Origin of the sequence: Pseudogracilibacillus sp. SE30717A (assembly GCF_037071985.1) — a bacterium.
Classification (GTDB): Bacteria; Bacillota; Bacilli; order Bacillales; family Amphibacillaceae; genus Pseudogracilibacillus.
The window spans coordinates 212,537-235,978 of the sequence record NZ_JAXHDF010000008.1 but is presented as its reverse complement, the minus strand read 5'-3'; the positions used below and the strand labels follow the sequence as shown (position 1 = coordinate 235,978).

Genomic DNA, 23,442 nt, shown 5'->3' with positions numbered 1-23,442 from the left:
AGAAGACTTATAAAATAAGTCTTCTGAATAGGTCTTTAACCTTCTTTATTTTTTAGATAGTTTTCATATTCATCTTCTCGATGTCTTAAGAAAGGGCTAATACCACTTTTATGTGCAGCTCGAGATAACATATGTCCGGCTACAGGAGAAGATAACAAAATAAAAACAATTGCTAATAGTAATTTTCCACTTACTAATTGATGAGATCCGTATAAAAATAAAAATGCAGCTAGTAATATACTTATAATACCTAAAGTAGGTGCTTTCGTTGCAGCATGCAATCGAGTATATACTTCAGGAAACCGTATAATACCAAGAGCACTTGAGAAAATGAAAAATGTACCAAATAGCAGTAAAAAAATAATTATTATATTCATAATAATGCTAATCAAGATCTCGATCTCGCTCAATGATAACACCCATTTCAATATATTTTGCCAAAGCTAATGTGCCGATGAATGATAGTATGCCAACTAATAAGATAACATCATTCAGCTTTGTTGTGACTAATAAGATAGAGGTTAACGCTGCAGTTGCCATTAAACATACACCGATCACATCTAATGCCGTTGCTCGATCGGGATTTGACGGACCTACTAAAACACGATAGATGAGCAAAATGAGTGATAAAGCAATACCGACAAAACAGATAATAACAGCTATATGCAGTAGTTCTTCAACTTGGTGTAACACTTCAATCATTTTGTCACCTCCATTATAGCTTTTTCAAATGTGTTTTTTATATCATTAATTGATTCCTGAATATCATCAATATGCATCGCATGTATGAAAATTTTGGATTGGTCATCCGATATAGCAACTGACAATGTTCCAGGAGTTAACGTAATGAGATTGGCAAGCAATGTAATTTCCCAATTTTTCTTTACATCAATTGGTAAAGCAAATATTCCAGGCTCGACATCCGGTTTTCTTTTATAAACTATCTTAACTATATCAATATTTGATAAAATCAATTCCCGGATAAAAATAAGAAATAAAACGATCATTTTATAAATTGGTGCTAAATAATAACGGCTTGGGAAGAACCGATTTAAAAGTAAGAGTAACAGTGCACCTAATATATATCCAAAAAGAAAGGTGGTGAATGTATAACTTTCACTTAAAAACATCCACATAAAGGATATAATTACGTTCACTACTATTTGAAAGGTCATAAGTTCTTTACTCCTTTAAAACAGAATTTATATAGATTTCTGGATCAAGTAAATAATTGGCTGTTGTTTCAATGTAAGGGTAAATGAATTCTGCACCAACCCCTAATAGTACAGAGAAAAATAAGAGAAATACAATCGGAAACAGCATTCCAGTCATTTGTTTTTTTACAAAGTTTTCTTTTTTCTCTCCCCAGAATCCATATATAAATATTTTCATTACAGAGTAGAGAATTAATAAACTAGTAAGTAATCCTACAATAGCTATAATGACATGATCGGATTGAAACGCTCCTTCTAAGAGCAGTAATTTTCCTATAAACCCACTGAAAGGTGGTATACCAGCCAAGACAAACGCTGCTACAAAAAGAATCCAACCCAACTTCGGATATTCATGAATTAGGCCGCCCATTTTTCGGAGATCTGATGTTCCAGCTCCATAAGCAATTACCCCGACGATTAAAAAGAGAGCCGCTTTAATAATCATATCATGAATTAAATAATACACAGATCCGCTTAATCCACTTTCATTGAAAAGTGCCAGTCCTAATAAGATAAATCCGATAGATGGAATTACATTATATGCAATCAATAACTTAATATTTGTCGTTGATAGAGCACCGATCACACCAAATATCATTGATAGGCCAGCAATTACAATGAAAAAGGTTTTCGTCATATCCATGTTTATATCAAAGATCAATGTATATATTCTAAGGATGGAATAGATACCAACCTTCGTTAAAAGTGCTCCAAATAATGCAGAAACTACCGGATTAGGTACAATATAGGAATGTGGCATCCAGTAATAAAGCGGAAATAATGCTGCTTTCGTAGCAAATACGAAAAATAATACAATACCGATTGTTGTTAAAATACCTTGCTGATCTACTTCCTGTACTCGTTCAGCAATATGCGCCATGTTAACTGTACCAACTACAGCATATAAAAAAGCTACTGTCGTAACAAAAACAACGGAAGAAAACAAGTTAATTAGAACATACTTTAACGATTCTCTTAGTTGTGTTTTATTTCCTCCAAGAACAATTAACCCATAGGAAGCCATTAATAATACTTCAAAAAATACAAAAAGGTTAAATAAATCGCCAGTCAGAAATGCACCAGAAACTCCACTGATCAATAAAAAAGTAAACGTGTAAAAATAATAGCTTTCCTTTTGATCAGAAACTAATTTTGGTGCAATAAACAGACAAGCAACAGATAAAATGTTGGTTGTCACAACGAGCAATATAGACAGTGGATCAGCAACAAAAATGATGCCGTATGGTGCTGGCCAACTACCAGTTTCTAAAATGATACTACCGGATTCAAATACTACACTTGCAATATAGGCAGTAACCGCTAGATTAATTAAAATAAGTACTTTTGAAATAAATCGTGCAATGCTTAATTTATTATGGAAAAAAGCTACTAAAATCCCTGCAAATAACGGGATAATAATAGGTAAGACAGCTAAATTACTCATATTCAGTACCCCTCAATTGGTCCATGTTATCCGTATTATTTTCTTTGATAGTCCGATAAGCTAACACAAGTACCACACTTGTTACTCCAAAACTGATGACAATGGATGTCAAAATTAATGCATGAGGCAGTGGATCCGTGTACTGTGTTACTCCCTCTTGGATAACCGGTGGTTGTCCTCGTTTTAATTTCCCCATTGTCAAAATAAATAAATGAGCAGCATGTGAGACCAATCCAGTGCCAATCGCAATCCGCAATAACTGCTTTTGTAATAAATTATAGATTCCGGTTGCAAAAAGAATCCCGGCTAAAATACAAATGATAAATTCCATTATTTTGCCTCCTTATTATTTCTAACTTTAATGAGGCCAAATACTGCAAGTCCTGCAAGACCTAAAACAGCAATTTCGAACAAGGTATCAATTCCACGCATGTCAACTAATATAACGTTAACGATATTTTTCCCGCCACCAACTGGAAGCGATGTTTCAATGAAATATTCCGATATTTTATCAAACCATGTACTACTTAGTGCTGAAATCCCAATCATGGTCATTAAAAGACCAAAACCAATTGAAACAATTAGATTAAATGTAATCGTTGATTTTGATTCATTACGTTTAGTAAGTCGCGGAAAGTGGTAAAAACATAATAAGAATAAAGCCATCGTAATGGTTTCTATCACTAGTTGAGTTAGTGCTAAATCTGGGGCTCTATATAAAACAAATAATATAGCAACACCATAACCTGTTATCCCTAGGATTAAAATGGCAGCAACATTATGATTCGAGAACAATGTTCCGATTGCAGCTACAGTGATTGCAATGACCACAACGATTTCAATTGTAGTAATGGAAGCTAAATCAGTAAAGTCAATTGAAAATCCATCCGTGTTATACATAAAAATAAATGAAAAAGTCACGAGTGCTCCAAGAATAATAATCATGTAAAGTCGCAATGATCCTGTCATATACGTGTTTGTAGTTTTATTACTGAGTTTATCAAGCGATTTTATTGATGAATCATAAACATGGTTGAAGCTTAATCTTCCTGGGAATATGTTATAAATAGTTGCCCATGATTTTCTAGTTAATGCTAAAATTGTTCCAATCAAAACGACAATTAACGACATTATAAATGGTGTTGAAAGTCCATGCCAAAAAGCAATTGTTTCGACATTAGCTGTAGGACTGATACTTGCTGCAGCATGAGCTAAAAATGTCTGATTAAAAGAATTTGGGATAAGACCAATAGTAATAACACCAAGAACTAATATAATTGGCGAAATTAACATTCCAATTCGCGGTTCTTTTGGTTTGGAAGGTAAAGACACTTCTTTTGTTTTCTTGCCTCCGAAAACTCCAAAAAATAAATACATAGAATAAACAAATGTAAAAATGCTCCCTATGACTGCTAGATAGGGGATGATTGATGCAAGTATCGCCGAAATCGAACTTGAACCTGCTTGCAATCCTATTGTTGATTCAAAAAATAATTCTTTACTATAAAAGCCATTTAAAAAGGGAAGTGGAAAACCGGCCATTGAAAAGGTACCAAATAATGCCAATGTAGCTGTGATCGGCATAAGTGTAAATAGTTTACCAAGTTTTCTAATATCTCTTGTACCAGTTTGAACATCAACAATTCCTGCAACCATAAATAGACTTCCTTTAAAGGTTGCGTGGTTCAAGATATGAAAAACTGCAGCAAAAATAGCTATATTTGTACCAAATCCTAACATTGCCATAATCATCCCTAGTTGGCTAATTGTAGAATAGGCTAAAATAGCTTTTAAATCAGTTTGTCTAACGGCCATATAAGAACCCCAGCATAAAGTGATGATTCCAAAAATACTTACGATAATAAAGAACCATTCGTAATTTGAAAAAATCGGGAAAAATCTAGCAACTAGATAAAGTCCAGCTTTCACCATTGTTGCTGAGTGAAGGTAAGCACTAACAGGAGTAGGCGCTTCCATCGCATCTGGCAACCAGATATGAAATGGGAATTGAGCCGACTTAGTAAAGGCCCCGAGTAAAATAAAACCTAGTGCTAAAGGCAAATATTCACTATTTAGAATGAGATCCGTTCTCTCAATCATTGTTTGAATATTTGTTGTTTCTGTGATAACGGATAATAAGATAAATCCACCAAACATACTCAATCCACCGAAAATTGTTATGAGCATTGATTTCAAAGCACCATATCTGGAACGTTCTTTAAAATGCCAGTAACCAATTAACAGGAAGGAAGAGATTGATGTTAGTTCCCAAAATGTATAAAGGATAAAAACGTTATTCGACAATACAATTCCTAACATGGCTGACATAAACATTAATAAGTAAACATAAAATTGTCCCAATCTTTCAGAACGATCTAAATAAAAGATGGAATAAAGCACAACAAGCGATCCAATTCCACTTATAAGAAGAACAAATAAGAGGCTTAGACCGTCTAAATAAAGATCGAAATTAATATGTAGAGAAGGTATCCAATTATATGTTTGGGAAAGAGGTGTAAAGTTTGTCCCTATAAATTGTAGAAAATAAAGAAATATTGCAAAGGGTACAAAAAAAACAAAAACGCCGGTATGAATTTTATCTTTCAACTTACCGATCGATGGAACAAATAGTGCGATGAATAACGGTGCTAATACTGCGAAAATCATTACTTTGAGATCCTCCATTCTGCAACAACCATTTAAACTAAATTAAAGAATATATATCATAACAATTAGTATAAAGCTATTCATTTAAAAAATAAAGAATAATAGTAAATCGTCTATTTTTGTTGAATCGCTCTTCGATTTATTTCTTCTTCTATCATCTGAATGAAATCTCTATTTAACTTCAATTGTTTAGCTTTTTCATATGCTTCTAATAACAATCTGTCCGATAAGCAGTCCATACGTATACTCCTTTACACGAAATTATCTTGAATTTAATTTATCATGAAATGAATTGCTGAACAAGCAGTGACTTATGCACATTATGCTGTAGGTAAGTTGTTAGTTATTTGTTTATTTTCTCATGTAACATTGATGAACCAACGATTCTGATGTTAATAAAGTTATCCACAAGTTGAAAGAGCGGTGAAATTTGTCGAACACTTTATATGATTTGCACATAATAGACATAGATATACAAAATGTGAGAGTATATTATAATAGATACAAATGATTATGTAGTATTATAATTACTTGAGGTGAGTATTTGTTAAATTTATTTTTACCTAATAAACATGTAAATAGTATTTTTGATGTAACACCTGAATTTTTACAAACTGAAGGAAAGAAAGGAATTATCGTTGATTTAGATAATACGCTCGTTCCTTGGAATGTAGAATATGCAACGGAAGAAGTAATTAACTGGTTAAAAAAAATGAAGGATGCAAACATTAAAGTTACTATCTTCTCAAATAATAATGAGGATAGAGTAACTGTTTTCTCTGAACCATTGAAAACCCCTTTTGTATTTAAAGCAAATAAGCCACTGAAGCGTGCATTCAAACAAGTTAATGAACAAATGCAATTAAACCGAGACGAAATAGTTGTCATCGGTGATCAATTGCTTACTGATATTCTTGGAGGTAACCGTGCGGGATTTTATACGATATTAGTTGTTCCTATTGTGCAATCTGATGCTCCGATCACGAAGTTTAACAGAAATATGGAAAGACTTATTTTAAATTACTTTTACCGAAAAGGTAAATTAACGAGGAGAATGACAGGTGGAGAATAACTTAATTTGCGAAGGTTGCGGTGTTGAATTACAAACAATTAACGAAAAGGAAATTGGTTATATTCCTAAATCCTCATTGGAAAAGAATAATTTGTTATGTAAAAGATGTTTTCAGCTCCGTCACTATAATAAACACGAAACAGTAGCTCTTGAAAGTGATGATTTCCTAGATATGGTTAGTTCGATAAATACTACCGATTCTTTAGTAGTTCATCTAATTGATATATTCGATGTTGAGGGTACATTATTAAAGAGTTTACCAAGAATTGTAGGAGCAAACCCTATCTTGTTAGTCGGTAACAAAGTTGATTTACTGCCTAAGTCGACAAATCAGCGTAAGCTAAAACATTGGTTGTTCAGTAAAGCGAAAGAAGCGGGAATAAATGTAGTTGATGTCTATTTAATTTCATCTAGTATAGGTCACCAGCTAGATGAATTAGCAGTTGAAATGGAATACCGTCGTCAAAGTAAAGATATTTATGTTGTTGGTGTAACGAATGTAGGGAAATCTACATTTATTAATCAGTTTATAAAAAGATCAACTGGAGTAAAAGAAGCAATTACAACATCTTATTTTCCGGGAACAACGCTTGGTTTTATTAAAATTCCATTAGATCGCGATAGTTCTCTTATTGATACACCAGGAATAATGAATCGCCATCAAATGGCACATTATGTGTCCAAAACAGATTTAAAAGTTATCACACCTAAAAAAGAAATAAAGCCAAGAAATTACCAGTTAAACGAGAGTCAAACACTATTTTTTGGAGGGTTAGCTCGCCTTGACTTTGTAAAAGGAGATAAGCAAACCTTTGTTTGTTATTTTGCAAATGAAGTACCTATTCATCGAACTAAACTAGAAAATGCTGATTCTTTATATGAAAGACAAGTTGGCGAATTATTATCCCCGCCAGATGAGGTAACATTGAATGAATTACCGCCATTAGTAAAAAATTCATACCGTATCTCAGATGAATATACAGATATCGTTTTTCCAGGATTAGGCTGGGTAACAATTCTAAATGGTGAAGTAACAGTGAACGCTTATGCTCCTAAAGGTGTCGCTGTTTCAATTCGTAAATCATTTAATTAAGTATATAGGGGGAAAATCATGAAATATAATTTAGGGTTAATCGGATATCCTATTAAGCATTCATTATCACCATGGATCCATGAACAGTTTTTTAGGCGTACAAATATAGAAGGTACGTATTCAATTTTTGAGATAGACAGTCATCGCTCTTTTTCAGAAGCGATAAAACAATTAAAGTCAAAAAATCTACACGGATTTAATGTCACAGTACCATATAAAGAAAAAATCTTAGACTATCTTGATGAGTTGGATGGACAGGCAGAGCAAATTGGAGCAGTCAATACTGTTCTTTGCAAAAATGGAAAGTGGATTGGATATAATACAGATGGAACTGGTTATGTACGATCTCTTTTAACTAAATTCCCGTCTCTAGAAAAAAATAATAATCTCAAAATTTTACTTTTAGGTGCTGGAGGGGCGTCGAAAGGAATATATTATGCTCTAATTCATAAAGGATTCCGAAATGTTTCAATTGCGAATCGTTCAACGGAAAAAGCTCAAAACTTGTTGGACAATCAAACAATTGGTAACGTTCTTACGTTAAATGAGGCAGAGAAGACTTTATCTGAATTCGATATTATCATCCAAACTACGTCTGTAGGAATGAAGCCTCACGAAGAAAAAAAGATAATATCTTTGACGAATGTAAATGAAAATGTCATCGTAAGTGATATAGTTTATCAACCATTAATGACAGCATTTTTACAAGAGGCAAAAAGTTTACATAGATCTATTCATTTTGGACATACAATGTTATTATATCAAGCACAGTATGCTTTTGAAATTTGGACGAATACAAGACCAGAAATGGAAAAACTGGATGAGCAGTTACAAATTATTTTGGAAGGTTGATTCATATGTTATCAGGGAAACAAAAGAGATTTTTACGTGCAAAATCTCACCATTTAAAACCAATATTCCAAGTTGGTAAAAGTGGTGTGAATGAAAATATGATCGAACAAATAGTAGATGTTTTAGAAAAAAGGGAATTAATAAAGGTGAATATTTTACAAAATTGTCTTGAAGACAAACATGTTGTGGCAGAACAATTATCTGAAGGAACTGAAGCTGAAATAGTCCAAATAATTGGGAATAATATCGTATTATATAAAGAATCTGAGAAGAACAAGACCATAATATTACCTGAATAATAGTTAGTAGAAATGGATAGAGGCAATGATGAAAAAAGTTGGTATTTTAGGCGGCACTTTTGATCCACCACATATCGGACATTTTATTATCGCTGATGAAGTAAAGCATGCATTATCTTTAGATGAGATTTGGTTTATTCCAACGAATGAACCGCCTCACAAAAGGCAAGCGATGATGTCTAATCAACATCGGATTGGTATGTTAGAAGAAGTAACGAAAGAATTTTCTTATTTTAAAGTGAATACAATTGAAATGGAACGGATAGGTAAATCATATACGATAGAAACAGTGAAACAATTAAAAAAACGTTTTCCAATGATACAGTTTTACTTTATTATTGGTGCTGATATGGTAGAATATTTACCACATTGGCAAGAAATTAATGAGCTAATAAAATTGATTCAATTTGTTGGGGTGAAACGTTCCGGATATACATTAAGCACAGATTATCCTATTCTTGAAGTAAATATCCCATTAATTGAAACTTCTTCAACTGAAATAAAACAAAGAATTATCGAAGAACGGCCTATCCATTTTTTCGTACCTGAACAAGTATATTCATATATAAAGGAGCATCGATTATATGGATTTAAATGAGGCTCGACAAATTGTGAAAAAAAGATTAAAAATAGCTCGTTATGAACATACACTCAGAGTAGAAGAAACCGCAGTAGAATTAGCAAAAAGGTACAAAGAATCTACCGAGAAAGCTGCATTAGCGGGAATATTACATGATATTGCAAAATGTGATCCTACACATCAGTTAAAAGATTCAATTTATTTCTATCAATTACCAAAAACACTTTTTAACTATAATAAAGAACTTTGGCATGGCCCAGTTGGTGCAAGGGTAGTTGAAAAAGATTATGGTGTTACGGATCAAGACGTCTTAAATGCAATATATTATCATACGACAGCTAGAGAAAAGATGAGTAAGCTAGAGAAAATCGTATTTGTAGCAGATTATATTGAACCGGGGAGGAAATTTCCAGGTGTGAACGAGGTAAGGGAAATTGTAAATAAAGATCTTGATTTAGCTGCACAAAAGGTATTAAAAAATACGATCATTCATTTAGTAAATAAGGATATAAAAGTCTATCCAGACACATTTTTAGCGTATAATCAGTTTACGAATAGTATGAGAGGGGTCGATTAAGTGAACTTAAAAGAAAAACTCGAAATCGTAGTAGAGGCTTGTGAAGACCGTAAAGCGGAAAACTGTGTTGTACTTAATATGCAACATGTAACACCAGTTACTGATTATTTTGTCATTTGCCACGGAAATAATGAAAGACAAGTACAGGCAATTGCGCGTTCAGTTAAAGAATCACTTGAAGAAAAGGGCCATGAAATAAAAAGAATCGAAGGATTTGAGCAAGCTCGTTGGATTTTAATCGATATAGGGGATATCATTTGTCACATCTTTCATAAAGATGAAAGAACGTATTATAATTTAGAAAGACTTTGGGGAGATGCGAGCGAAGTATCTATAGGAGATAACAGTTAATATGTCTTATAATCGATTTGCATATATTTATGATATGTTAATGAATCACGCGCCATATGAGCAATGGGTGAACTTTACGAATGCTCTCATTCATCAAAGTAACAAAGAAATTAAATCAATTGTGGATTTAGGTTGTGGTACGGGTGAAATTGCAATCCGATTGTCAGATCTGGGTTATGATGTAACAGGAGTAGATTACTCAACGGAGATGTTAACTGCAGCGGCTCAAAAGGCGTTAAATCGCAACAAAAAGATATCTTGGATAAAACAAGATATCCGCGATTTGGAAGGATTTAACAAAATTGATTTAATGGTAAGTTACTGTGATGTTATAAACTATATCACGGAAAAAGAAGATTTACTCGATGTGTTTAAACGTGTCCATGCAAGTTTAACAGAACAGGGTATGTTTATTTTCGATATTCATAGCATTTACTATGCTGAAGAAAAGCTTATTAATCATACATTTGCGGATGTAACCGAAGATATAGCTTATATTTGGGAATGTGAACAGGGTGAGAAACGTGGAGAAATGTATCATTACTTAACATTTTTTCAGAAAGATAAACAGCATTATTCACGATTTGACGAAACGCATCATCAGCAGGTTTATGAAATAAATGTTTATAAGGACTTATTAAAAGCAAGTGGATTTTCTAAAATAGATATTTATGGTGATTTTTTAATAGAAAATCAATTTTCGGAAAAAAATAGTGAACGGATTTTTATATGTGTTCAAAAATAGCTGGAAGAATCTCTACTTCTTAGCTATTTTTATTTTTTTATCCATTTTACATCTGCATAGTATCTCTTTATAATAATAGTGATCTTTCATTCAATAACTGGGAGGGAAGTGAGAATTATTGTCTTTTTTATCGAAAAAAAATGTACTTGTTTTTATTAGTGTTTTATTTTTGTTTGTCGGTTTTTTATTTGTGAGAAAAAAAGAAATTAAACAAGTAGAGAAAGAGATAGAGTTTAAAGATACGTTTGAATTTGTTGAAGAAATAGAAGAAGATGAACAAAATGAAACGATGATGATCGATATTAAAGGGGAAGTTAAATATCCTGGAGTATATGAGATTACTCAGGGCACAAGAGTGATTGATATTATTAAAGAAGCTGGAGATTTTACAAGTGAAGCAGATCAAAATAATATAAATTTATCGCAAATACTCCAAGATGAAATGGTTGTTATCGTACCAAAAAAAGGAGACGAAGTTACTGTAACTGATTTTCAAGGTGGAAGCGATGGTCAAAAAATCAGAATTAATCAAGCGTCAAAAGAAGAAATTGAAACATTAAACGGAATTGGACCTGCAAAAGCCCAAGCGATTATTGATTATCGGGAAGAGAACGGTTTATTTCAGAAAGTAGAAGACCTCTTAGAAATTAATGGTATCGGTGAAAAAACATTGGAAAACTTTAAAGATGATATCATTATTCCATAACGAATAATAGAAGGAGACGAAATAATGGAGAGAATTTCTTGGGAACAATACTTTATAGCGCAAGCGCGCTTAGTTGCATTAAGAAGTACATGTACGAGATTAATGGTTGGAGCAGTAATTGTAAGAGAAAACCGAATTATTGCTAGTGGATATAATGGCAGTGTTGCGGATGGAGATCACTGTATTGATGATGGATGTTATATTGTAGACGGGCATTGTGTTCGAACAGTTCATGCAGAGGCAAATGCGTTACTCCAATGTGCAAAATTCGGTGTTGCAACAAATAATACAGATCTATATGTAACTCATTTTCCATGCTTACAATGTTGCAAACAAATTATACAAGCGGGTATAACTCGAGTGTATTATGAAGCTGATTATCGGAATCACGAGTTGGCGATGCAGTTATTTAAGGAAGCGAATGTACAAATAAAAAAGATACAGCTAAAAGATGTACAAATAATTGTGTGATAAACGTGAAAAAGGGACAAGTGAGGTGATTACTGCTCCTTTTGGAGAATGTGAATGGCTAAAAACTTTTGGTATGTTATTGCATTTAGTTGTGTTGTAAGTGTAATTACTTTAAATACTGAAAATCTGTTTTTATTTTGTTTATTTATTGTATGGCTTCTATTTTTATTTTATCGTAAAAAAGTAACGATGTCCCTCTTATCTTTGGCACTTATTTCTCTTTTATTTTTCTATTTTTATCTCCCTCCAACGACCCTTTCTATTTTATCCGAGGATAAAGTCAAAGAGCAATATACTGGTATAATTGATAGTCCTGTTACAATCACGGAACAAAAGATAGAGTTTATATTAAAAGAAACAAATCGAAAAGACCCTATCCTCGTTTTACACTTTTTAGATGCTGAAGAGAACAGAGACGCACATCAATTTCTAACACTTCGTTATGGTGCAACCTGCACAGTCGAAGGGGTGCTTGAAAGACCTGCTCATGCAAGGAACCCATACCAATTTGACTACGAACAATACCTTCATAAAAAGGGTATAACCAACCAGTTAATATTAGATTCCTTAGACTCCATATCTTGCGAAGATAATTCTTTTTTTGAATATCTTTATTCTTTTCGTATGAAATTGATCAAGCTAACTAGCGATAAATTACATCCAGAGACGGCATCTTGGTTACATGCTTTAGTGCTTGGAGATGATAGCTTACTAGATACTGAAATAATTGAGTTGTTTCAAAGATGGAGTCTGTCACATATATTAGCTATATCAGGGTTACACATTGGAATAATTGTAGCAATTCTTTACGTAGGGCTAGTTCGTTTCTCTATCACTACAAAAGAAAGAGCGAATTGGTTCTTAATCATTTTCTTACCAATATATGCTGTAATGGCAGGTGGACAGCCGTCTGTATGGCGTGCTAGTTTGATGGTCTTATTCATTTCAATCATTCAAAAAGCAAAAATTAAAATCAACTATACAGATGGAATAAGTATCATATTCCTTTTCCTCGTTTTATTCGATAAGTATATTATTTATCATATTGGGTTTCAACTGTCTTTTGCAGTTACATTTGGTCTGATTCTTTCCCAAAAATGGATTGCAAATGCAAAGTCTAATATAGAACGTATTTTCCAAATAAGTTTTGTTTCTCAAATGGTAATCCTTCCTCTTCAGGTACATTACTTTTTAATTTTTCAGCCATTGTCAATTTTGTTAAATGTTATTGTCGTACCTTATTTCTCTTTATTTGTTATTCCGTTCATGTTTAGTTTACTATTTATATCATTTTTACCAGATCCTTTAGTTGACTTTATGGAAGATTTTTTTATTTTCATCCATCAAATTGTATTATGGTTTATTCAAAAAGTAGATTCTTATTTGAACTATCCTTTATTAATTGGTGATTTTCCTTTTTATTATGTTTGTATTTATTATCTTTTATTTGTATTAATGATGGTAAATTTAGAAAACTTTCGGCTAATACGTTCATTTAGATACGGATTATGTTTAATCGCTCTTCTTACCTTTCTATCTTTGCGACCTTTCTTTTCTCCTGTTGGGACGGTTACTATGCTAGATATCGGTCAAGGGGATGCATTTATCATTGAGTTGCCTTATCGAAAAGGTGTTTTTATCATTGATGCAGGTGCTTCATTTTCGTTTCATGATTTTGCACCGACTGATAGAGTGTATAAACAAATCATTCGTCCGTATTTGCAAGGAAGAGGGATTTATAAAATTGATACTATTTTTCTGAGTCACAATGATCTAGATCATTCGGGAAGTATGAGTTATATTTTAGAAGAAATTAAGGTTGATGAAGTAGTGATAAATGAATATCATGCTCTTCAATATGAGGAAATTGATTTAATAAATCAGCATCAAATTGCTCTGACAATTGCTAAATTTAATGAAATAATAGAAAGAAAAGGTCAACTTTTTCAAGTGCTATCACCAAAAACAGATAAAAATGACGAAAACGAAAATTCACTTGTCATTTATACCAGCCTTGGCGGAAAAGGATGGCTCTTTGTAGGTGATATTGGAAAAGAGACAGAACGGTCAATAATCAATTACTTTCCAAAATTACATATTGATGTATTAAAGGTAGGACATCATGGTAGTAATACTTCAACAGATACAGCATTTATTCAGTATACTAAGCCTGACTATGCATTAATTTCGGCAGGAGTGAACAATCGTTATGGACATCCAACAAAGGAAGTGCTTCAAACGTTAAATGAGCAGGCTGTGATTGTATATCGTACTGATCTTCAAGGAGCAGTTCAATATCATTTCATCGGCACAAACGGGATTTTTAAATCATTTTTAGAAGAATAGCAATGTAGAGACAATACAAGGATCTAGTTTAAACATAGTATATGAATCGTAATAAAAAAAGCTTGTAGTGAAATAGGTTTCATTACAAGCTTAGTGCTTTTATAAGCATTTTTAAGTTTTCATATGTATTAGTTGATAAAACTAATTACTGTTCCAATGGCAAAAATCAATACAAAAAATACAAAAGAATAAATAAACCCAGCTGCTGCATGAGGAATATCATTACTTTTTTCTTGTGGATCTCTTTCAAATTCGTTCATGTTCTTCGCCTCCTGTATCTGTACATAGTATAAAATAAAAAAGGAAATAAATCTAGTAACAACAAATAAGTTCTAAATACACATAGCTGATTAATGAATTTATTATAGTATGTGCTTAAATTATATCAATAATGAAAGAATTTTGCTATTATTATCAGTGAACGACCTTGTAAAGGAATGAATGTGATGTCGTCATTAAATCAAGTGATCACTGATCTAAGAAAAGGCCAAATTAAACCTGTCTATTTACTGTATGGGACAGAACAATATTTTATTGAACAATTTAAACAAAATCTTACTCATGTATTATCAAGGGAAATTAGTGAAGATATAACTACATATGATTTAACAGACATCTCGATTCAGGAGATAATTGTCGATGCTGAGACAATTCCGTTTTTTAATGAAAAGAAATTATTTTTTTTGAGTGAACCGACTTTTTTAAAAACAAAACCCGACAGTATTTCAGTCAATCACGATCTAAAGAAATTAGAATCGTATATAGAAAACCCGGCAGAATTCACTGTCATTGTTATCGTCGCTGCATTTGAGAAGTTAGACGAAAGGAAAAAGATTACAAAAACCCTTAAACAAAAAGCAGTTACTGTTGATTGTAATCCGATAAAAGATAAGGAATTACGAAAATGGATTCAGTTTATGGCAAAACAATATAAAATTAACATGGAAGAAGAAGCGTTATTTTTACTGGAAACTGAATTTGGCAATAATCTCTATCTACTTCAACAAGAGATGGAGAAGTTAGCTTTATTTGTTGGTGAAGAAGGAATGATTACAGGTGAAATAGTCAAAAATGTTGCTTCTTCTTCATTAACTTTTAATGCATTAGAGCTTGTAGATGCTGTATTAAAAAAAGATTTACATACGGCAATAAAAATTTATAAAGATTTAGAAAAACAAAAGGAAGAACCGATAGGATTAATTGCTTTACTGGCATATCAATTTAGAGTTATATATCAAGTGAAGTTGCTAAAGCAAAACGGATTTGCCAATCAGCAAATACAAAAGGAAATCAAAGTTCATCCTTATGTAGTTCAATTGGCTGCAAAAAGAAGTGCAGCATTTAGTGAAGAAAGATTATCTGCTATTATAAATGAATTGACTAATACGGATATGGCAATTAAGACCGGGAAAATGGATAAAAATTTGGCATTTGAGATGTTGTTATATCATTTGATTAAGGAACCAGTTTCATACGAAAGAGTTTAATGTATTTTAAATACTTAAAACAAAAAAGCGATCATAGTTGATCGCTTTTTTAAAAATTATGCAGTAACTTTGTTTAATTTTTGAGATAAACGTGCTTTATGGCGATTTCCGTTGTTTTTATGGATAACACCTTTTTGTACTGCTTTATCAATTACTCTTGCAGTTGATTGAAATGCTGTTTTAGCATTTTCCACATCATTTGCCTCGATTAATTTTTCAACCTGTTTAATATGAGTACGCATGTTTGATTTAATAGCTTGATTACGTTCTCTCTTTTTATTATTAGTATTTACTCGTTTGATCGCAGATTTTAAGTTTGCCATGGGGTCACCTCCTGTTATAACCTAAGTAAGTTTACTATACCATTTCAAAATGTTTTTAGGCATCTGGGTATGAGGTGTCCAATTTTAATAATAAATATAATTATTGGACAAAACGTATTTTATCAGATAAAGCACTCTATTTCAATTGTTGTACATTTTTTATTTTAAAAAAGGAAATACTATAAGTCCCATTAATATATGAAAAGGGACGTGTAAAAGATGGAAAAAGGTCAAGAAAATAAAGATGAAAAGCAATATGGCGTTCGTACGGACCTTGCGGTTGAAGCAAAGGATATGTATGTTGAAAAAGAAAAACAAACTGATAAAGTTCCGGGAGTTCGTGTGAAAGAAGATACATATCGCGATGTAAAAATAAGCCATATAGAAATTTCCAAACAAGGGGAAAAATCATTAAATAAAAAGCCTGGTTCATATATAACCATATTTGCTGAAGGTGTAAAAAAACAAGATACAAAAATGCAGACAAATGCTTCAAAAGTATTGGCTGTACAAATCCAAAAGATCATGAAGAAAAATAACATTGAACAAGGGAGTAAAGGGTTGATAGTAGGTCTTGGAAATTGGCAAGTTACTCCAGACGCTTTAGGACCAATGACAGTAGAAAAAGTAATGGTGACCAACCACCTTTTTGAATTAAATTATGAAACAGTATCGAGTGGATACCGACCTGTTGCTGCTATATCCCCGGGTGTTATGGGTGTGACAGGGATGGAAACAAGCGATATTATATTAAGTATTATTGATAAATTTAAACCTGAATTTGTCGTTGTCATTGATGCACTTGCTTCTCGATCCATTGAGCGGATAAATGAAACAATTCAAATAACAGATACAGGAATTCATCCAGGTTCTGGTGTAGGAAATAAACGGAAAGAACTTAGTAAGGAAACGTTAGGCATTCCGGTAATAGCGATTGGAGTGCCGACAGTGGTAGATGCAGTAACGATTGCTAGTGATACATTGGACTATTTATTAAAGCATATGGGCCGTGAATTAAAGGAAAAGGATACACCAAGAAGTACTTTGCTACCAACAAACATACCAATAAGACATGAAAACTTAACAAATGATGATTTGCCGGATGAGGAAAAACGTAGCACCTTTTTAGGACTAGTCGGCAATTTGAGTGACGTAGAAAAAAGATCACTTTTAGAAGAAGTCCTTTCTTCTTCTGGACGAAATTTAATTGTGACACCGAAAGAAATTGATGGGTTTATGATTGATATGGCACATCTTATTGCCCAAGGAATAAATGCAGCTCTACATGAGAAAGTAACAGTTGATCAAGATGCCCACTATACAAGATAATTATTGTGCTAGTCCTTAGACAAATTCGTTAGTCATAGAGAGATCCGAACTTGGTTCAATTAGAATCAATTCGGATTTTTTCTGCTTTTTTTAAGATTGTGTTGCTCTCGGGAAATAAACTGTGTAGTAACTAAAATTAAGAATTCCATCTATTGAACCCAGATGCATCTTTGATTTGCGCTCATGATTTAAAAGTAGAACGATATAAACCGAAAAGTAGAACTGCACAGTAAAAGAAGGTACGCTACGGAAATATGCTACGCTTTTCGCGGGCGGCTGTTGAGCCTCCTCGGGCTTTGCCCTGTGGGGTCTCACCGGTGCCTTTCCTCCCGCAGAAGTCTACGCATATTTCCTTCGCTAGAACAGAGAAATTATAATTAAGAGCAAACGTGATCTCAAAGTGAAGAAATTGTGTGAAATTTATTTTAGGTAATTACCAGTTTCGTTTATATTTAAAATTCAATTAATGTTCTATTTAGACATAAGACATCATAGTTTAATATAGGTATCTTAATATAAAAGGTGAGTTGATGTCTTTATGTTTGAGCGATCAAGTAAGCAAATTATGAAAAAAATGCAGTCTTTTTATAAACAAATTTTTGTATTAATTGTTCTCATTATTTTACTATTTACGACAATTGGGATCATCACAACTACTAAGCCCTCATCACGATTATCATCTTCCGTCTTTTCAACGTGGACAAGCAATGTGGATCAGTCTATCTTCGCTTTACTGTTTAGTATGGAGAATAGAGAATTTGATCTTGTTTATGGAGTTACCCCAGAACAACCGTTGACTGAAGTTTTATTTAATGTCGCTACTAGTATAAAATTAAATGATTTAAAAAGTTTACTAGGACAAGAGATCCCTGGGTTTTTAACTTACGAAAATAAAGTAATAGTGGCAGGAGAGGGATTAAATGAACTTAGTAGTTTTGCCCACGAATCCGGTCCCCCACTTGAAGATATATTAGAAGATCGAAAAGCTGTTGATGACTCTACCAAAGAAAAACCAGAACCAAAGGATCAACCTTTTTCAACGGAAGGGAGAAAGGTAGTCTTTCTTTATAATAGTCATAATAGAGAATCCTTTTTACCTCATTTACCTGATGAGCAAGATTCAAATCGTGCCCATCATGAAGAAGTTAATATAACGAAAGTAAGTGACAGAATAGCAGAGGGATTAGAAGCAAATGGGATTGGTTCCTATGTAGACGATACGGATATAATGAAAGTTTTAAATGAAAAAGGATGGAAGTACGGAAGGTCGTATGAGGCATCCAGACCTGTCGTGCAGGAAGCGATTAGCCAAAATAAAGATCTGCAATATGTTATGGACATTCACCGAGACGCCCTACCTAAGAGTAAGACAACGAAAGAGATTGACGGTGAATCCTACGCGCAAATTTTATTTGTTATCGGAGCGGATAATAAAAATCATGAAAAAAACCTTGCTCTGGCAACGAAACTTCATAACTTAATCGAAGAAAAATATCCTGGCTTAAGTAAAGGTATCATTACGAAAGAAGGGTCAAAAGGAAATGGAGTATATAATCAAGATTTGCTGGATAATGCTCTTCTCTTAGAAATTGGTGGTTATGAAAATAGGCTAGAAGAAATGTATCGATCAGCAGATGTTATTACCGAGACATTTAGTGAATTGTACTGGGAAACAGAAAAGGTGAACAATTAGGAGGGATTGAAATGTCAAGGTTTATTATGATCTCATTATTGCTACTCGTTTGTTTTTTTGGAGGAATTTCGTATGGGTCCTTTGAGCAAGATCGACAAATTAATGTGCCGGAGATAGAGGAAGAACATTTAGAAGTCGCGAAGGTTATTGAACCGACGACAATAGATCCGGAACCTATCACTCATTTGGAAGAGGAAGATGTTCTTGTTCATAAAACAGCAACATTTTTTGAAAAAATGGTTTCTGGCATGTATGAATTAATCATCAATATTTTATATCAAATTGCTAACTTGTTTTTTGATTGAGAAAAAATAGAGTATAATACATGTATATAAAACAATGCTATCAAGTGATACTATTGAAACAATCTAATCGTATTGATATAATCCTTAATAGGAAAATGTGTTTTAATATATTGGGTAGTAGTGTAGGAGTGAGCACCAACAAATGAAAAATAGACAAAGAAATGTACGGAACTTTTCGATTATTGCTCATATTGATCATGGAAAATCAACATTAGCAGATCGGATTTTAGAAAATACAAAAGCATTAACAGAACGAGAAATGAAAGAGCAGTTTTTAGATGCAATGGATTTGGAGAGAGAACGAGGAATTACAATCAAGCTTAATGCAGTTCATCTAGAGTATAAAAGTAAAAATGGAGAAGACTATATTTTCCATTTAATTGATACACCAGGACACGTCGACTTTACATATGAAGTGTCCCGAAGTCTTGCGGCCTGTGAAGGAGCTATATTAGTTGTAGATGCTGCACAGGGAATTGAAGCGCAAACCTTAGCTAATGTTTATCTCGCTTTGGATAATGATTTAGAAATCATTCCTGTCATTAATAAAATTGATTTACCAAATGCAGATCCTGAACGAGTAACGAAAGAATTAGTAGATATTGTCGGTATTGATCCGGATGATGTAATTCTTGCTTCGGCAAAAGAGAATATTGGAATTGACGAAATACTTGAGCGGATCGTAGAACGTGTACCTGCTCCTGAAGGAAGTGTAGATGCTCCATTAAAGGCATTAATATTTGACTCACTGTATGATTCATACCGTGGAGTAATCGCTTCTATTTGTGTGAAAGAAGGGCAGGTTAAAGTTGGAGAAAAAATAAAAATGATGGCGACTGGAAAAGATCATGAAGTACTCGAACTTGGAGTACTAACCCCAAAAGCCGTTCATAAAGATGTACTTACTGTTGGGGATGTAGGGTTTCTTACAGCAGCAATTAAAGAAGTAAAAGACACGAGGGTTGGAGATACAATTACTACAGCTGAAAATGGAGCAGTTACTCCGTTGCCAGGTTATAGGAAATTAAATCCGATGGTGTTTTGTGGATTGTATCCAGTTAATTCAGAGGATTATAACCCACTACGTGAAGCATTAGAGAGGTTAGAACTTAATGATTCATCCCTTCAATACGAGCCTGAAACTTCACAAGCTTTAGGTTTCGGATTCAGAAGTGGTTTTCTAGGACTGCTCCATATGGAGATTATTCAGGAAAGAATTGAACGAGAATTTAATATTGATTTGATTACAACAGCACCTAGTGTTATTTATGAAGTTAAAAAAACAGATGGAGAAGTTATTAAGGTTGATAATCCAACGTTAATGCCAGATCCGCAATCAATTGAAGAAATTTTAGAACCATACGTAAAAGCATCTATTATGGTTCCCAATGATTTTGTAGGTCCAGTTATGGAGCTATGTCAACGAAAAAGAGGGCAATTTATTGATATGCAATATTTAGATGATATTAGAGTCAATGTTATTTATGAATTGCCACTATCTGAAATTGTATTTGATTTCTTCGATCAATTAAAGTCAAATACAAAAGGTTACGCATCATTAGATTATGAATTTATCGGTAACCGCCCATCCAATCTAGTCAAAATGGATATCCTATTGCATGGAGAGGCGATTGATGCATTATCTATCATTGTCCACAAAGATTTTAGTTATAATCGAGGTAAACAAATTGTGGAGAAATTAAAGGATTTAATACCGAGACAGCAATTTGAAGTACCCGTTCAAGCCGCGATTGGTAATCAAATTGTTGCTCGATCTACCATTAAAGCAGTCCGAAAAGACGTAACTGCGAAATTATATGGTGGGGACGTAACTAGGAAACGTAAATTATTAGAGAAGCAAAAAGAGGGTAAGAAACGGATGAAAATGGTCGGATCTGTTGAAATTCCACAAGAAGCATTTATGTCGGTCTTACAATTAAATGACGATAAATAAACTGTGAGAAAATGGTTGGTTTAGTACCTGCCGTTTTCTTTTGTTTTTTAATGATTTTTTTATTATTAAAAATTGCAGGATTCAAAAGACATCTTAATTGACAAAAAAAAATCGATTTGATAATTTATTAGTAGTATTAGCACTCGAAAGTAGAGAGTGCTAACAGAGGTGGATATCATGTTGACAGAAAGACAACTGCTCATATTAGAAACTATAATTGATGATTTTATTCATACGGCTCATCCAATTGGTTCTCGTGCAATTTCAACAAAAGAATCGATTAATTTAAGTGCTGCAACCGTTCGAAATGTCATGGCAGATCTTGAGGAATTAGATCTATTAGAGAAGACTCACTCTTCATCAGGTCGTATTCCTTCTGAAAAAGGATACCGCTACTATGTCGATCATGTGATATCTCCAACAATAAAAGAAAGAGAAATAAATATTATTAAGAACATTATCCAAGATAATATTATTGAATTTGAGCATATTGTTCAGTTATCGGCGGAAGTCTTATCACAGTTAACGAACTATACTACAATTATACTAGGACCAAACGAAGTAGATGCTACATTAAAGCAAATCCAACTTATTACATTGTCATCGCAGACAGCGGTCGCAATATTAGTTACTAGTACAGGGCATGTAGAACATAAATCTATACCTATTCCTAAGGGGATCGATGTTTCCGATTTCGAGAAAATGGTAAATATACTTAATGATCGTTTAGTCGGAGTACCTATTGTAAATTTGGCACATACACTTAAGACTGAAGTATATGAACTCATGAAAAAACATATTAAAGAGTATAAACTTATGTATGAATATATTAAGTCAGTTATTCGTTACGACGAGCAGGCCAAATTATACGTTGGAGGACAATCGAATATTTTAATCCAACCGGAATTTAAAGATGTCGATAAAATTTACGAATTTTTTACGATGTTAGAAGATGAAGCTGAAATTATTAAATTATTAGCTAATCAACATGATGGATTAAAAGTTACCATTGGGAATGAGAATGAAATTGAAGCTATCAAAAACTTTACCTTAATTACTTCCACTTATAAATTAGGTATGAATCAATTAGGTACAATTGCTTTGTTAGGTCCAACTAGAATGGAATATCGAAAGGTGATTACTTTATTAAAATCTCTTTCTAATGAAATGACTGACTTACTTTATTTAACTTTAAATAAGTAAAGTAACTTGTAGATTTGCTATAGGTAATAGTTTATTTTGTAAGAAATTCATGTTATGGTTTATCGTGGCAATTAATATTGGAGGTGCCTTAGATGGAAGAACAGGGCAAAGAAACAACAATCACTGAAGAAGAGACTAAGACTGAAACTAATGAATCCGAGATAGAGACAGCTGATTCGTCTTCAGTAGAATTTGAATCTAATGAATCAGAAGAACCTACTAATTTGGAGGAATTAGAGCAAGAGGGCTCAAATAACGAAAAGTTAGAAGGAGAAATTAATAAGTTAAACGAAGAAATCGAGCAATTAAAAGATCGCCTTCTTAGAAATCAGGCAGAGTTTGATAATTATAAAAGACGCACACAAAAAGAAAAAACTGCAGAGCGAAAGTATAAATCCGAAGAATTGGCCACGGAACTTTTGCCTATATTAGATAATTTTGAACGTGCACTACAAACTGAAATTTCTGATGAAAACAAAAGCTTTATGGAAGGTATGAAAATGGTTTATAACCAGTTCCAGACAGTCCTCGAGGCGCAAGGAATTAAACCAATAGAAGCTGTTAATCAGGAATTTGATCCAACAGTTCATCACGCAGTAATGCAAGTGGAAGAGGAAGATTTAGAATCAAATACTGTTGTAGAAGAACTCCAAAAAGGATATATGTTAAAAGATAAAGTGATACGACCAGCAATGGTTAAAGTAAATAAATAGAAGATGTCGTAAAGGAGA

The 23,442-nt window shown here is 33.1% G+C and carries 27 protein-coding genes; 18 read left to right on the top strand and 9 right to left on the bottom strand.

Going from position 1 to position 23,442, the window contains the following annotated elements; all coding sequences use genetic code 11:
* Positions 1 to 35: 35 nt before the first annotated feature.
* The 7 genes from mnhG to SPD48_RS14350 all read right to left on the bottom strand — a co-directional run bounded on the left by mnhG (position 36) and on the right by SPD48_RS14350 (position 5,564).
* A complete protein-coding gene (mnhG, locus tag SPD48_RS14380; protein ID WP_336258816.1) occupies positions 36 to 410 on the bottom strand; it encodes a monovalent cation/H(+) antiporter subunit G in 375 nt (124 codons plus the stop codon).
* Positions 385 to 702, bottom strand: coding sequence for a Na(+)/H(+) antiporter subunit F1 (locus SPD48_RS14375; RefSeq protein WP_336258815.1), 318 nt, complete (start codon positions 700 to 702; stop codon positions 385 to 387). The genes mnhG and SPD48_RS14375 overlap by 26 nt, the downstream gene beginning before the upstream one ends.
* Complete coding sequence (locus SPD48_RS14370; protein ID WP_336258814.1) at positions 699 to 1,175, bottom strand: Na+/H+ antiporter subunit E; 477 nt, start codon at positions 1,173 to 1,175, stop codon at positions 699 to 701. Before SPD48_RS14370 ends, SPD48_RS14375 begins: the two co-directional genes overlap by 4 nt.
* A gap of 7 nt (positions 1,176 to 1,182) precedes the next feature.
* Positions 1,183 to 2,658, bottom strand: coding sequence for a Na+/H+ antiporter subunit D (locus tag SPD48_RS14365; protein ID WP_336258813.1), 1,476 nt, complete (start codon positions 2,656 to 2,658; stop codon positions 1,183 to 1,185).
* Positions 2,651 to 2,989: a Na(+)/H(+) antiporter subunit C gene (locus SPD48_RS14360; protein ID WP_336258812.1), complete on the bottom strand. Its 339-nt coding sequence runs from the start codon at positions 2,987 to 2,989 to the stop codon at positions 2,651 to 2,653. The genes SPD48_RS14365 and SPD48_RS14360 overlap by 8 nt, the downstream gene beginning before the upstream one ends.
* Positions 2,989 to 5,325, bottom strand: a complete 2,337-nt coding sequence (gene mbhE / locus SPD48_RS14355) for a hydrogen gas-evolving membrane-bound hydrogenase subunit E (protein ID WP_336258811.1) — start codon at positions 5,323 to 5,325, stop codon at positions 2,989 to 2,991. The genes SPD48_RS14360 and mbhE overlap by 1 nt, the downstream gene beginning before the upstream one ends.
* A gap of 113 nt (positions 5,326 to 5,438) precedes the next feature.
* The gene (locus SPD48_RS14350; RefSeq protein WP_336258810.1) at positions 5,439 to 5,564 is read right to left on the bottom strand and encodes a sporulation histidine kinase inhibitor Sda; all 126 of its coding nucleotides are present in this window, start codon (positions 5,562 to 5,564) and stop codon (positions 5,439 to 5,441) included.
* A gap of 305 nt (positions 5,565 to 5,869) precedes the next feature.
* Between SPD48_RS14350 and SPD48_RS14345 the strand changes: the two genes are divergently transcribed.
* From SPD48_RS14345 to SPD48_RS14295, 11 genes are all read left to right on the top strand, one after another.
* Positions 5,870 to 6,397 (top strand): YqeG family HAD IIIA-type phosphatase, encoded by a 528-nt coding sequence (locus tag SPD48_RS14345; protein ID WP_336258809.1) that lies wholly within the window; start codon positions 5,870 to 5,872, stop codon positions 6,395 to 6,397.
* Positions 6,387 to 7,490 (top strand): ribosome biogenesis GTPase YqeH, encoded by a 1,104-nt coding sequence (gene yqeH / locus SPD48_RS14340; protein ID WP_336258808.1) that lies wholly within the window; start codon positions 6,387 to 6,389, stop codon positions 7,488 to 7,490. The genes SPD48_RS14345 and yqeH overlap by 11 nt, the downstream gene beginning before the upstream one ends.
* A gap of 18 nt (positions 7,491 to 7,508) precedes the next feature.
* Entirely contained in the window at positions 7,509 to 8,342 is an 834-nt protein-coding gene (gene aroE, locus SPD48_RS14335) for a shikimate dehydrogenase (protein WP_336258807.1), read from the top strand.
* A gap of 5 nt (positions 8,343 to 8,347) precedes the next feature.
* Positions 8,348 to 8,641: a ribosome assembly RNA-binding protein YhbY gene (yhbY, locus tag SPD48_RS14330; RefSeq protein ID WP_336258806.1), complete on the top strand. Its 294-nt coding sequence runs from the start codon at positions 8,348 to 8,350 to the stop codon at positions 8,639 to 8,641.
* A 25-nt stretch (positions 8,642 to 8,666) separates the two neighbouring features.
* Positions 8,667 to 9,239 (top strand): nicotinate-nucleotide adenylyltransferase, encoded by a 573-nt coding sequence (locus SPD48_RS14325; RefSeq protein ID WP_336258805.1) that lies wholly within the window; start codon positions 8,667 to 8,669, stop codon positions 9,237 to 9,239.
* Entirely contained in the window at positions 9,226 to 9,798 is a 573-nt protein-coding gene (gene yqeK, locus SPD48_RS14320) for a bis(5'-nucleosyl)-tetraphosphatase (symmetrical) YqeK (RefSeq protein ID WP_336258804.1), read from the top strand. The genes SPD48_RS14325 and yqeK overlap by 14 nt, the downstream gene beginning before the upstream one ends.
* Positions 9,799 to 10,149 carry a ribosome silencing factor gene (gene rsfS / locus SPD48_RS14315; RefSeq protein ID WP_336258803.1) on the top strand — a complete coding sequence of 117 codons (351 nt, stop codon included), beginning with the start codon at positions 9,799 to 9,801 and terminating at the stop codon, positions 10,147 to 10,149. It abuts the gene before it with no gap.
* Between the two features lies 1 nt (position 10,150).
* A complete protein-coding gene (locus SPD48_RS14310) occupies positions 10,151 to 10,894 on the top strand; it encodes a class I SAM-dependent DNA methyltransferase (RefSeq protein WP_336258802.1) in 744 nt (247 codons plus the stop codon).
* A gap of 118 nt (positions 10,895 to 11,012) precedes the next feature.
* On the top strand, positions 11,013 to 11,600 hold the full coding sequence (locus SPD48_RS14305) for a helix-hairpin-helix domain-containing protein (RefSeq protein WP_336258801.1): 588 nt from the start codon (positions 11,013 to 11,015) through the stop codon (positions 11,598 to 11,600).
* Between the two features lie 24 nt (positions 11,601 to 11,624).
* A complete protein-coding gene (locus SPD48_RS14300) occupies positions 11,625 to 12,071 on the top strand; it encodes a ComE operon protein 2 (protein WP_336258800.1) in 447 nt (148 codons plus the stop codon).
* Between the two features lie 54 nt (positions 12,072 to 12,125).
* Entirely contained in the window at positions 12,126 to 14,417 is a 2,292-nt protein-coding gene (locus SPD48_RS14295) for a DNA internalization-related competence protein ComEC/Rec2 (RefSeq protein ID WP_336258799.1), read from the top strand.
* A gap of 128 nt (positions 14,418 to 14,545) precedes the next feature.
* On the opposite strand, the gene SPD48_RS14290 is transcribed toward SPD48_RS14295, so the two are convergent.
* Positions 14,546 to 14,677: a YqzM family protein gene (locus SPD48_RS14290; RefSeq protein ID WP_336258798.1), complete on the bottom strand. Its 132-nt coding sequence runs from the start codon at positions 14,675 to 14,677 to the stop codon at positions 14,546 to 14,548.
* 186 nt (positions 14,678 to 14,863) lie between these two features.
* Between SPD48_RS14290 and holA the strand changes: the two genes are divergently transcribed.
* Positions 14,864 to 15,904, top strand: coding sequence for a DNA polymerase III subunit delta (gene holA, locus SPD48_RS14285; protein ID WP_336258797.1), 1,041 nt, complete (start codon positions 14,864 to 14,866; stop codon positions 15,902 to 15,904).
* Positions 15,905 to 15,960: 56 nt separating this feature from the next.
* On the opposite strand, the gene rpsT is transcribed toward holA, so the two are convergent.
* Positions 15,961 to 16,227 (bottom strand): 30S ribosomal protein S20, encoded by a 267-nt coding sequence (rpsT, locus tag SPD48_RS14280; RefSeq protein WP_336258796.1) that lies wholly within the window; start codon positions 16,225 to 16,227, stop codon positions 15,961 to 15,963.
* Between the two features lie 219 nt (positions 16,228 to 16,446).
* On the opposite strand from rpsT, the gene gpr reads away from it, so the two are divergent.
* The 6 genes from gpr (at position 16,447) to grpE (ending at position 23,424) form a co-directional block, all read left to right on the top strand.
* A complete protein-coding gene (gene gpr, locus SPD48_RS14275; RefSeq protein WP_336258795.1) occupies positions 16,447 to 17,556 on the top strand; it encodes a GPR endopeptidase in 1,110 nt (369 codons plus the stop codon).
* Between the two features lie 538 nt (positions 17,557 to 18,094).
* Entirely contained in the window at positions 18,095 to 19,249 is a 1,155-nt protein-coding gene (gene spoIIP, locus SPD48_RS14270; protein ID WP_336258794.1) for a stage II sporulation protein P, read from the top strand.
* An 11-nt stretch (positions 19,250 to 19,260) separates the two neighbouring features.
* The gene (locus tag SPD48_RS14265) at positions 19,261 to 19,554 is read left to right on the top strand and encodes a hypothetical protein (protein ID WP_336258793.1); all 294 of its coding nucleotides are present in this window, start codon (positions 19,261 to 19,263) and stop codon (positions 19,552 to 19,554) included.
* Positions 19,555 to 19,696: 142 nt separating this feature from the next.
* Positions 19,697 to 21,508, top strand: coding sequence for a translation elongation factor 4 (lepA, locus tag SPD48_RS14260; RefSeq protein ID WP_336258792.1), 1,812 nt, complete (start codon positions 19,697 to 19,699; stop codon positions 21,506 to 21,508).
* A gap of 177 nt (positions 21,509 to 21,685) precedes the next feature.
* On the top strand, positions 21,686 to 22,711 hold the full coding sequence (gene hrcA, locus SPD48_RS14255; protein ID WP_336258791.1) for a heat-inducible transcriptional repressor HrcA: 1,026 nt from the start codon (positions 21,686 to 21,688) through the stop codon (positions 22,709 to 22,711).
* A 92-nt stretch (positions 22,712 to 22,803) separates the two neighbouring features.
* Positions 22,804 to 23,424: a nucleotide exchange factor GrpE gene (gene grpE / locus SPD48_RS14250; RefSeq protein WP_336258790.1), complete on the top strand. Its 621-nt coding sequence runs from the start codon at positions 22,804 to 22,806 to the stop codon at positions 23,422 to 23,424.
* Positions 23,425 to 23,442 lie beyond the last annotated feature (18 nt).

Bases quoted from the DNA above. Each gene is read 5' to 3' on its own strand.
- SPD48_RS14375 (WP_336258815.1), bottom strand. From the start codon at position 702: ATGATTGAAGTGTTACACCAAGTTGAAGAACTACTGCATATAGCTGTT.
- SPD48_RS14370 (WP_336258814.1), bottom strand. From the start codon at position 1,175: ATGACCTTTCAAATAGTAGTGAACGTAATTATATCCTTTATGTGGATG.
- SPD48_RS14365 (WP_336258813.1), bottom strand. From the start codon at position 2,658: ATGAGTAATTTAGCTGTCTTACCTATTATTATCCCGTTATTTGCAGGG.
- SPD48_RS14360 (WP_336258812.1), bottom strand. From the start codon at position 2,989: ATGGAATTTATCATTTGTATTTTAGCCGGGATTCTTTTTGCAACCGGA.
- mbhE (WP_336258811.1), bottom strand. From the start codon at position 5,325: ATGATTTTCGCAGTATTAGCACCGTTATTCATCGCACTATTTGTTCCA.
- SPD48_RS14350 (WP_336258810.1), bottom strand. From the start codon at position 5,564: ATGGACTGCTTATCGGACAGATTGTTATTAGAAGCATATGAAAAAGCT.
- aroE (WP_336258807.1), top strand. From the start codon at position 7,509: ATGAAATATAATTTAGGGTTAATCGGATATCCTATTAAGCATTCATTA.
- yhbY (WP_336258806.1), top strand. From the start codon at position 8,348: ATGTTATCAGGGAAACAAAAGAGATTTTTACGTGCAAAATCTCACCAT.
- SPD48_RS14325 (WP_336258805.1), top strand. From the start codon at position 8,667: ATGATGAAAAAAGTTGGTATTTTAGGCGGCACTTTTGATCCACCACAT.
- yqeK (WP_336258804.1), top strand. From the start codon at position 9,226: ATGGATTTAAATGAGGCTCGACAAATTGTGAAAAAAAGATTAAAAATA.
- SPD48_RS14310 (WP_336258802.1), top strand. From the start codon at position 10,151: ATGTCTTATAATCGATTTGCATATATTTATGATATGTTAATGAATCAC.
- SPD48_RS14300 (WP_336258800.1), top strand. From the start codon at position 11,625: ATGGAGAGAATTTCTTGGGAACAATACTTTATAGCGCAAGCGCGCTTA.
- SPD48_RS14295 (WP_336258799.1), top strand. From the start codon at position 12,126: ATGGCTAAAAACTTTTGGTATGTTATTGCATTTAGTTGTGTTGTAAGT.
- SPD48_RS14290 (WP_336258798.1), bottom strand. From the start codon at position 14,677: ATGAACGAATTTGAAAGAGATCCACAAGAAAAAAGTAATGATATTCCT.
- holA (WP_336258797.1), top strand. From the start codon at position 14,864: ATGTCGTCATTAAATCAAGTGATCACTGATCTAAGAAAAGGCCAAATT.
- rpsT (WP_336258796.1), bottom strand. From the start codon at position 16,227: ATGGCAAACTTAAAATCTGCGATCAAACGAGTAAATACTAATAATAAA.
- gpr (WP_336258795.1), top strand. From the start codon at position 16,447: ATGGAAAAAGGTCAAGAAAATAAAGATGAAAAGCAATATGGCGTTCGT.
- spoIIP (WP_336258794.1), top strand. From the start codon at position 18,095: ATGTTTGAGCGATCAAGTAAGCAAATTATGAAAAAAATGCAGTCTTTT.
- SPD48_RS14265 (WP_336258793.1), top strand. From the start codon at position 19,261: ATGTCAAGGTTTATTATGATCTCATTATTGCTACTCGTTTGTTTTTTT.
- lepA (WP_336258792.1), top strand. From the start codon at position 19,697: ATGAAAAATAGACAAAGAAATGTACGGAACTTTTCGATTATTGCTCAT.
- hrcA (WP_336258791.1), top strand. From the start codon at position 21,686: ATGTTGACAGAAAGACAACTGCTCATATTAGAAACTATAATTGATGAT.
- grpE (WP_336258790.1), top strand. From the start codon at position 22,804: ATGGAAGAACAGGGCAAAGAAACAACAATCACTGAAGAAGAGACTAAG.